Below are 10,507 nucleotides of genomic sequence, written 5' to 3'. Positions count from 1 at the left end.
CGCATCTACCCTTGATGCCCCCCGAGAAAGGGTGAGTTTACGTTTTCTGACGTTAACTGTTTCACCGGGAATATTGGCAGTTCCTGATACTGTCGCAACGGTATCTGAGATGTTTTCCGGGCTTGTAAAGCCAACGTCAGGGGTTTCGATTTCAAAATATGATTTTTGTAAGAAATCTGACAAAATATGAGGCTCAATATTGAGTCCTAGAGGAATAAACCTGTCCATTACCTCAATATAATAGAGCCCGTCTTTCAATTCAGGAGGAAGCGATAAACTCCAATTTGGAAAATCATGCCTTTTTACAAAATCACTATATTGTATTGGTAGTTCGGAAAAATATTTACCCTCTTTCAATGGGATTTTTACGTAGATATCCTTATCATCTCTATTGCATTGAGGGGAATTTGAAGGTGAATGACTGCTTTTTTTCATGCAGATAGAATATTCTGAAGGTAAAAATATATCATCATTTGAGAGAGTATAACGTTGATCATCACCACCAAAACCAGCGAATTTTTTATTTTTTATATCAGTGGATAAGATTTTTGTTGGTGATTCAATTGTATATTCTTTATTAAAAGAAGGCATAAAATATCCGCCTTCAGATTCGAAAGAGTCATGATACCATAACTTTGGATCACTCGGGTCAACGTTATCCAGTTTTTGTATTGCATTGATATCGACAATCTGTATTGGGATTGAATCAAAATCTTCGTTTGATAAAAAAGAATTTCTTAAATGAAAATTATTTTTATCTTGATGGTTATTTTTACAACTTGCATAATAACCGTTAAAAATACAGACTAGTTTTGCATTGTTAGCATAATTTACATTATATTCTAATATTTTTCTATATATGCTTCCTTTTCTATTTTTGTTTGGCTCAACATTTAAAGTGGAATAATCTTCTGGTTTTAAACTAATGCTGACTTGATCGCTGATTTTTTTCTTTTGGGCTTTTTGAGATATAGTTATATTATAGTTGTCATCTTTTCCTAAATTTTTAAGATGAATATCAGACTTTATACTGCATGACCATAGTCCATTCTCACCTGTTTTTATCAAACTTTTATTATCTAACCCAGAGCATAACACGTCCTGTGTATAACTTTCTTTGTCGTATTTACGGTTAGATTTTAATGTCAACTCTATATCAGCATCAGGGGCGGCGTATCCACGTATGGTAAAGTTTTTGGTTAGAACTGTTGATTTATCTGATGGGTAAATAATACCAACCTCTTGTTTTAAACTTGGTATTTTTACTTTTATGGTATCACTTCCCCATGACTTATCATTTTTATTTAACTCTTCAGCTGTAATAGTAACTTCATATTCATTTTTTTCTCTAATGTCTCTAGTAAAATAGGAATCATATGGGATATCACATTTCCATATTCTTTTTACGCCTGTCTTACATTTAGTGCTTTTTTCCTTTTTGTGATCAATAGAGTAATGAAGATAGATCTCTGAATATTCATGTCCCATTCCCTCTACAGATATGCTTGTTTTCCTTTTACTTAAATTTTGACCCCAATCCAGATTATAGATCCATATTTGTTTCATGGCGTTAGAAAACCAATTTTCTAAATTTCTTTTTTCCTTAAAAGCGGTATCAAGATATTTTCCTGTAACATCTGAAGCAAAAAAGAATGGACGAACTTTATTGCTATCTTTAACTTTAAGAGTATCTTTTGTTGTGGATGCAACACCGATGATTGTATCATGCCAAATAACTGGACCACCAGAGTCTCCAGATTGTATAATTCCTGGCTTTAAATCTTCATTTTCTTTTATAAGAAGACCATGATTTTTTTTAAAATCTACAGCATTAGTGACAATATTAACATCAGCTCTATGCTGTTTTACTTCGGCATTTCTTATCTGATTTCCTGTTGTTGGATCAACTCCCAAATCACCATAGCCATAGATAGAAGCGTTATAATAATTTTTGTCTATTTTTTCATAAGCTTCATCATAGTCAAAAAAACGACGAACATGACCATAATTAGCTAAATTAATAGGCTTATCTAATTTCATTACTCCAAAATCTGCATTCCCAGAATATTCGGTAAAATTGTTATATAATGCAGTGCCAATTACTTTATTTTCATAATTTGAAATTGAATATTTTTCAATGACGTTATTGTCACCCTTGCAATGTGCTGCTGTTAAAACATAGCTTGGAGAGATCAGCGAACCACTACATGAAAAAATATTTTTTCCTGATTTATCTTGAGCACGAATATTTACGACCCAAGGTTTGCATTTACTATCTTTACTATCAATACAGCTTTCTTCTCCTCCAGCAATTGTTTCTATTTTGTGGGGATGCAATACAGTATCTGAAAATACATTTATACTGTAAGATAATAACGAGAGTATAAAAGAAACTTTAAATATAACCATAACAGCCTCCTGAATGGGGTGATTAATTATTTTTTTCAATACAAGTCATATGGTTATTACCTCCAGTACATTCCAGTGTTTTATCTTTCCTTGCTGGATAATTTTTATTATCAGATGTTTCATGGATAGTAAAAAAATATACTCCTCGTTTAGCATAATATTCATTGTCTGAACTCCAATTTCCTTTTTCATCAGGAATTATTTCTTCTGATTTTACACCATCAGAAAATATTATTATTTTAGGGTGGAGAGTTTCTTTGAATGCACTAGTTTTTTTATCATTATTAGGCAAGGAAGTTCCATAAATGTGGATAAATCCACTATCGATGATTTCATATTTTACAGAGAAATCTTTTGATTTCAGTATAGTGACTTCGTCATTGCTATTTTTAATGGGAACATCAGGTGTTCCTGTGTTTTTAGCTTTAATTTGTATAAAACCGGCAGGAGCATCACTGATTTTAGTTTGCCAGTTATTTCCAATACGAGAAAGAAGTGGGAGAGCATGTTCACCATTTGAATAGTAGTTTACGATTATATCGAGAGGTGTTTTTTCCGTTACTTTCCCACCAATTACAATCTGTTTAGGATTATCGTCTGTTGAAGTAATAAATTCATTCATAACAGGTTTTGTGATTTTTACCGGACAACGTGCTACACCATATTTAATTTCTTTTTTTTCGGAGAGATTATTTTTCTCTTTCTTATTCTGCTGGAAAATTACAGATGCTTTATAGTAATTAAAACATTTTGCGGTTAAACCTTTAATGCTCCATGTGCCGGAATTAATATCAACATCAGGTGTATATTCTTTTGTTGGCTCAGAAGTATGAGTGTAATCAGGATCATCAAAACTAGAAATTGACACTTTAATTTTTTTAGCATCATTTGGAACTTTAAAATTAACTAAACCGGATATGTCATATTTTCCATCAGGTATAATTTGAGCATCTTTCATTGACGTTATGGTTGCACCACATGGTGGTCCTTTAATAGTAATTCCTGAATTTTCAATACCCTCAATACTAATTTTTCTGGGAGTTAGTTCGCAGTTTATCCAAACTTTTGCCTGCCATTGAGTACTTTTTTCTTCTATAAGCTTAACTTTATATTTATTTTGATCAAAATTAGTGACAAGATAAGGTAACGATTCATCTTCCATAAAACCCTGTCCCATAATAGTGATATAATTATTTTGGGCTTGCTCTTGCGGATCAGAGGAAGTAATTTTTGGTGGTGTAAAAACATAATCATCCTTGATATCTATGCTGATACTATAGCCATCCTGAACTAAAATCCCATGATTTAAACAGTCATAGTCTCTTTTGCAAGTAGCGCTGATTTCAAGATTACAATAGCCTATTTTATTAACCGAACTAAGCCATGGATCAAAAATTGATTCTGAATATATTAATAATTGTAAATTACATGTTTTATATGGTTTAAATTTATGATAGGTAGTTGCAGTCCATTCCACGAATTTATTTTCACTATGGCAGCTGAATATTGTATTGTAATCTACGATGTTCTCACTATAACTTTGTCCATTTTGCAAATTTATATATTCAGCCCCATGATCTTTCATGCATTTATCATTAGTCACATGAATTTTTAACATGCCATATTTATTACTGTTTTTAAAGGTTAAATTATATTTTGATGAAAGAATGTTTATATTTTTTACTGAATTTTCACTCTCATAATTTGGAATGAAGGAATGGTTTGTTAAGCTATTTGCATAGCCTCTACTAAGACAAGGGAGTAATATGGATAGTGTTGTTATATATAAGTTTAATTTATTTATTTTCATATAAAAACCTTAAATAAAAAACATATCACCATGATGATAAGTTAAATCTATGGAGGTTTTTTATTAATATAATTTATAAAAAAATTTAATGGGATACATTGTGGAAAATTTGTAACCGGCCAATTCCATCAAAGGAAAAAGAACCCATACTTAAGTATGGTAAAGCATCTCAATAATGTCCAAGTTTGGAGTTATTTTTTATATTAGTGTGTCCTAATTGGCTTTGATCAACTATCCCACAAATGTAAATTGTGAGCGTAGCAACTACGATATTCCATCAGGATCACATGTGCGTAATTTCATTCTATCCTTTCAGCATGTAAAATTTATCAATGCATTACAGGGATATCTGGCTATAAAAACAATAGTGGGATTTTTAGATATTCAACCTTTCATTTGATGAATTGAATTACTGGAATAGTATTTGGAGAGGTATTCAATTTTTTTATTCTTTATTCAAAGAGTTGACCAATCTCAAACATAATATTCACGTTCAATGAAAGTGCCGATAACTTTGTCATGCATTTCAGATGACTTTGAATAACCAAGTGTTTTACGGTTCAGGTGCTTAATTCGGTTACGTAACGTTAAATTTTCACATTCGATACGTTGAGTAAAATATTTTTCAACCAGATGGTTGGCTGAAGGCAGTCAATTATAGGCTCGATAATCATCAGTACACCAAAAGGCCACCTTGCATTTAGATAGTTTTTTCAATAACTTTTTCTGCGTTTTCTTGTTTCGTCTACCAAAAGCATGCGCAATGATACGTTTTAGGTGAGGTTCCCAAGCATACCATAACTAACGCTGGCACTTTTTATTCCCGACGAATGACCCTATTTCGTCAACTTCACCCAGCAGTAAGGTTGTTACACACAGGGGTTGGAGTTTTTCAAAACGCGTACGACAGCATTAATGCTGATATGCAGGACTCTGGCCGTATCACGGGTGCCGGTATTGTTCATCGCAAGATCAACGCCTTGAATACATGACCGAATTTTTAATAACTCTATCTTACGTTCTATAAACGGAACAACTGGAATCGCATTTTTGTGAGTTTTCAATTTCTGTAGCTAATTTATGAGAGTGCATTTCCCTTATGGCTCATTTTCTTCTCCTGAATTTCGTGATTTCTCTTATCTAATTCTGCTAAGATATGCTCTATTTTGTCATCAAAATAAAATGGCAGTCTTCCTGTCCGCCAAAACAACGAACTACCACGTTTAAAATCAATTTCACTGACTGACTTTTTACCTTTTATCATGTAGTTAATAATAAAAGCCTGAATGTCAGTATGTATGGAATGTCTTTTCTTTCCCCAAAGACATTTAGTGATATGGAACCGAAAATTAGTAGAGCATAATGTATTTTTATTGCTTATAAAATAGAGTATTAATCCATCCGGTTTGCTCTGAGGCAATGGGGTGAGTTGATAGGAAATACCAACTTGCTGATAACGAGCAACGTTAAGTTTTAAGGATGGAGAAAATATGATCTGTCTTTCACGATCTATTATAATGAGGTCCTGAGGGATTAAAAATAAAATGTGGAGAATTAATAATATAAAAATCAGGAATTGTCCAAAATAGATAATATAATCAGAAAACTCAAAATAATATAAATTAAATATTCCATAGTCATACTCTTTATCACGAATATGATCATCATAATGCAATCGATGATAAATAAAATTCCAAATTGGAATGGAGTTGTTATCTTCTATATCAAGCCCGGCTATATATTTTTCCGGAGAAAATGAAGCTGGCAGATCATTTCTAAGATGAAAATTTTTTCCGTATTCTTGACGAAGTTTTTCGACCTCTTCCAAAATGATAGATTCTTCCCACTCTTTGTGTGAAATGAAGGTACTGATGTACCAACCACTGATGGGAATTTCAATAGCTAAATAAAGTAAAAATAAAAAAATACGAGGTAAGGCCAGTGACCTACCTATTAAAACACATTGCTTATCATTAATACTTTTGAGCATGGAAAAAGCTTTTGATTCTCGTTTACTCTTTGGTTTTGCTGGTAATTTTAGTAAGTCCTCTTCTTGTTCAATGAGTAAGGAGGGGGCTGGACGCCATGCTTCTGGAGCATGAATATTTTTTCTTGTCGCTGAAAGAGTTTCTAATGCGGCTAGAATACGAGTTATCTGCTCATCAAAGTCGGCAGGTTTTTCATCTTCATGGCATTTGCGGGGAGCTGGAGTACGTAGGATATCGCCTTCAAAAACAGGGGATTTACCATATAGAAGATAATTGACAATAAAAACATAAGGTAATATAAACCTCTTTTGTTGTTCTGAAGAGGAATTTCTTTCACGATACATATGGATTGAAAATATACGATTGGTGAGTGAGTTATTTCTATCCAAAGTGTATAGTATCAACCCCCCAGTTTCTGATGAGTGTAACTGTACTCGTAATTGAGAAAATCCAACCTGTGAATAATGGGCAGCATAAACTTTTCCTTTACGCCAACTAAAAAATAATTGGCGTTTCCTATCAATAAATAATGGTGGGGGATTTTTATAAAAACGACGAATATAAATGGGTAAAAAGATAGTCAATGATATTAATGTTCCAAATATGAGAAAATCCAACAGGATAAGGGAAATGTTATTATCTGAACCGTTATAACGATAATATATATATCTATCGAAGGTTATTTCTTTCGAATAATTAACATATCTGACAATTTCCATTTTTTTGGAATAGTGTGGTTGGAGATAAAAATCTTTTTCTCCATATTTTTGGCGAGCTAAATTAACTTGCTCCCATATTTCAGGGAGATGTTCTTTTCTTTGCTCTGTAAATAATACTACAGCAATAGTCCAAAATAGGAATAATAATATTGGCCCAAATAATGATAATGAGGAATGGAAATCTCTATCCGTCGTTTTCATCGCACATAAATCGCCATCAATGCTTTCGACACATATAGATAGGGGAATTTTTCCTAGTTTGTTACTTAGTAATGGAGTAGCAAGTAACTCTTTTTGGTGCTCAATAAAGGGTGTTGGCGTTATTTTACTCAGAGCTTTGGCTGGTATGTTGTACCACTTTACATCATTCATGATTTTCCGATCCATTTTTAACTGTTTTTATTTTCTAATTTTTAATTAATTAATATCAACCAGATGGATACATTCTGGTTGATATAAAGTAGAGGTGTCATACATGCAGTAACATAATTTATCTGACTATTTATGTATTTTCCTGACTGTTATCTCTGATATCTTGTTTGTCTAGTTCCGCCAAAATATGCTCAAGCTGTTCATTAAAATCTGCGGGCTTTTTATCCTTGAATAAGAACAAAGCAGGAAAACGTTTATAATCAGTAGCTGCAACAGCATCTTTGCCTTGTATAAGGTATTTAATAATAAAGGCGTGTGCTTCATCTTGCCGTAGTTTTGTATTGAATCCTAATATAGAATCATAAGAGAGACACATCTGGAAAGCACGACGAGCTAGTGTATTGTTTTCATCCAGTGTATACATGGCTAACCCCATCAGATGGATAATTTTCATGGGATCGGTTTGATTGGATACACCTACCTGAGAATAGCGGGCAGCATAGACTTTGCCTTTATACCAACTGAAAAACAATTGCCGTTCTCGATCAATAAATATGGGTGCTTGCAGTTTCCAGAAAAAGCATCTGTGTATTAGGTAGAAGGAAAAAACAAGTAATAAACTGAAACGTAAAAAATCTGTAATTAAAAACTTGGTGCTAGCGTGAAAATAGTTATAGCGGTAATAAAGATACTTCCAGAAAGAAATAGTTTTATCATTGCCGATAAAACGGGCATTTTCTAAATTTTCAGGAAGATCTTTTCGAAGATAAAAATCTTCACCATATTCTTCGCGAACACTATTGACAGTACGTAATATATTAATTTCACTTCTTTTTTTTAATTCTATAAGGCTTTCAATGCAATAATAAAAAGTTAATAATACGCCAATAAGAATGGGGAAAAATATGATTGTTCTCGCAAATCGCTGTGTATTCCGCAGAGTGCATTGTTTATCATCAATGCTGTTAAGAGGAGGATAACTTTGTAATGCTTCGTAGCTTTTTTTCTCCATTGGTATTTTCAGCAAGATTTCTTGCTGGTCAATGAGTAGGGTAGGTGTGGCATCATGAAGGGTCGTAGATATTTTTTTTGAATCGTTCATTTATCGGAACTCCATACCTTTAAATCCTAAAATAGGTTTTTTACTGATATCTGATTTTTCTGTTTTATGTGCTAAATAACGTAATGGAACAGCGGCATCTTCAAATGGAATATAATGCCAGAATAGTTCAGCTGTTTTAACTATGGGAATATTGGATTTTGTTCTGTTGCTGTCGGTAAAGCAGCGTATATAGGTCGTCACTGATCCAGTGCCGATTAAAAGAGTTATCACCGATAAAAGGAACACAGCGATATTGGGTGATTGACAGCTCTCCGGTATCAATCGGCAATCGTTCACTAATATCCAGTGATTCCAATACCAGAATTGATTGTTCTATATTTATTTTATCTAGATTCAGGATCAGGCGTTTTTCAAGCTGAGCACTGTTGTTCAGATATTGGAGAAAAGGCAATATTTTCTCATACTCGCCCTCTGTTGCTTTTAATGAATTCAACATATGGTTTGATAATTGAATCAAAGCCTGATGTTGGCTGTTGGCATAAATTAATGCCTGAGCGCGATAGCGTCGTTGTTTCTGTTGTTCTGAACCATGATAGCCATATGAAAACTCTGCAACCCAGATATTTTCATATCGTTGGTAGTCATTCTCTTGCCTGTGCATGATGTAATATCGTCAACTTTTTATTTAGGATAAATTATTTAGAAAATAACGTTACAAAATTAATTTGTTTAAATGGACGATAATAGCTTAATTCTATGGAAGGCTAAAACAAGAAAAATGATTTTAAATTAGTGCTTATTTTAATTTAACAAATTTAATTATAACGTATTGTTATACTTTTAGGATGGTAATTAATTAGTGATAAGTAATATTAAATCAATTATAAGTAAGTTTATTTTTTGTAAATGGGATTTCTTGATGAAATGATGTTAAAGAATTTTTTTGGGATAATCATCTTATGACTAAGGTCTAATTCCCTTAGCCATAAGATTTGTCACTGCTTATTTATGTTAGATGATTATTACTTGATAACAACATTTTCATTCAATACCAGTGATAACAACGCCTGACGAGCATAAATTCCATTACCTGCCTGCTGGAAATAATACGCGTAAGGCGTTTTATCCACATCAACAGTAATTTCATCAATACGTGGCAGAGGATGGAGTACTTTCAGATTCTCTTTGACACTCACCAAATCTGCCGCACGCAGCACAAACTGGGCTTTGATATTGGCGTATTCAGAAGGGTCAAGACGTTCTTTCTGAACGCGGGTCATATACAGAATATCCAGCTCAGGCAGCACATCTTCAAAATTGTTGTGAATGCTGTAGCTCACCTGTTTTTCATCCAGCATGTGCAGAATATAGTTGGGCATAGAAAGTGCGTCTGGCGCGATAAAGCAGAAATGGTTGCCCTCAAATTTCGCCAGTGCCTGCGTCAATGAATGGACAGTACGACCATATTTCAAGTCACCAACCATCGCGATTTTCAGGTTATCCAGCTTGCACTGAGTTTCCTGAATGGTAAACAGGTCTAGCAGCGTCTGGGTGGGATGTTGGTTTGCACCATCACCGGCGTTAATGATCGGGATATGACCGGAAAACTCAGAAGCAAGGCGGGCAGCGCCTTCCTGTGGGTGACGCATGACAATCGCGTCAGCATACTGGCTGATAATAGAAATAGTATCGGCCAGTGTTTCACCTTTTTTGCCCAATGAGGTGTTGCTGCTGTCAGCAAAGCCAACCACAGAGGCACCAAGCCGCTGGATAGCTGTTTCAAAAGAGAGACGGGTGCGCGTAGAGGCTTCGAAAAAGCAGCTGGCGATAACTTTGTGTTTCAGTAAATCAGTCTGTGGATTGGCTTTCAGGGCTGCTGCCGTCTGCAATACCAATTCAAGATCTGTGCGGCTCAAATCATTAATTGAAATGATATGCTTGCGATATAACGGGTTAGCCATGTTTACATTCCTCTTTTATGACTTTTAGCTTTGGACTGGGCAGACGAAAAAAAGCCCCTCAATTGAGGGGCTTTTTAAATGTTCGGTTAGCAATGGGGAAAACAATACGCCCAAGCTGCCAGTTGGCAGTGCTTCGTTAGATTGGCGTTTTGTAAGGCTGTATTTCATGTTTTCTCCCGGCAAAT

General features: G+C 34.1%; 6 protein-coding genes and 1 pseudogene. All 7 read right to left on the bottom strand.

Annotated elements, in window-relative coordinates; translation table 11 throughout:
* On the bottom strand, positions 1 to 2,409 hold a 2,409-nt coding region (locus tag Xsto_RS15375; RefSeq protein ID WP_141554523.1), incomplete at its 3' end, for a trypsin-like serine protease.
* A gap of 22 nt (positions 2,410 to 2,431) precedes the next feature.
* Entirely contained in the window at positions 2,432 to 4,219 is a 1,788-nt protein-coding gene (locus tag Xsto_RS15370; RefSeq protein WP_141554522.1) for a hypothetical protein, read from the bottom strand.
* 474 nt (positions 4,220 to 4,693) lie between these two features.
* Positions 4,694 to 5,202: pseudogene (locus Xsto_RS15365) on the bottom strand (IS1 family transposase); the annotation flags it as partial.
* 95 nt (positions 5,203 to 5,297) lie between these two features.
* Complete coding sequence (locus Xsto_RS15360) at positions 5,298 to 7,298, bottom strand: hypothetical protein (RefSeq protein ID WP_099125606.1); 2,001 nt, start codon at positions 7,296 to 7,298, stop codon at positions 5,298 to 5,300.
* Between the two features lie 130 nt (positions 7,299 to 7,428).
* Entirely contained in the window at positions 7,429 to 8,400 is a 972-nt protein-coding gene (locus tag Xsto_RS15355) for a hypothetical protein (RefSeq protein ID WP_099125605.1), read from the bottom strand.
* Positions 8,401 to 8,536: 136 nt separating this feature from the next.
* On the bottom strand, positions 8,537 to 9,022 hold the full coding sequence (locus tag Xsto_RS15350) for a hypothetical protein (RefSeq protein WP_099125604.1): 486 nt from the start codon (positions 9,020 to 9,022) through the stop codon (positions 8,537 to 8,539).
* A gap of 361 nt (positions 9,023 to 9,383) precedes the next feature.
* Complete coding sequence (gene pyrB, locus Xsto_RS15345; protein ID WP_099125603.1) at positions 9,384 to 10,322, bottom strand: aspartate carbamoyltransferase; 939 nt, start codon at positions 10,320 to 10,322, stop codon at positions 9,384 to 9,386.
* Positions 10,323 to 10,507 lie beyond the last annotated feature (185 nt).

It is taken from the genome of Xenorhabdus stockiae, from assembly GCF_002632825.1.
GTDB lineage: Bacteria > Pseudomonadota > Gammaproteobacteria > Enterobacterales > Enterobacteriaceae > Xenorhabdus > Xenorhabdus stockiae.
Note: the sequence above shows the minus strand (reverse complement) of the source record. Positions and strands in the feature narration are given on the sequence as shown.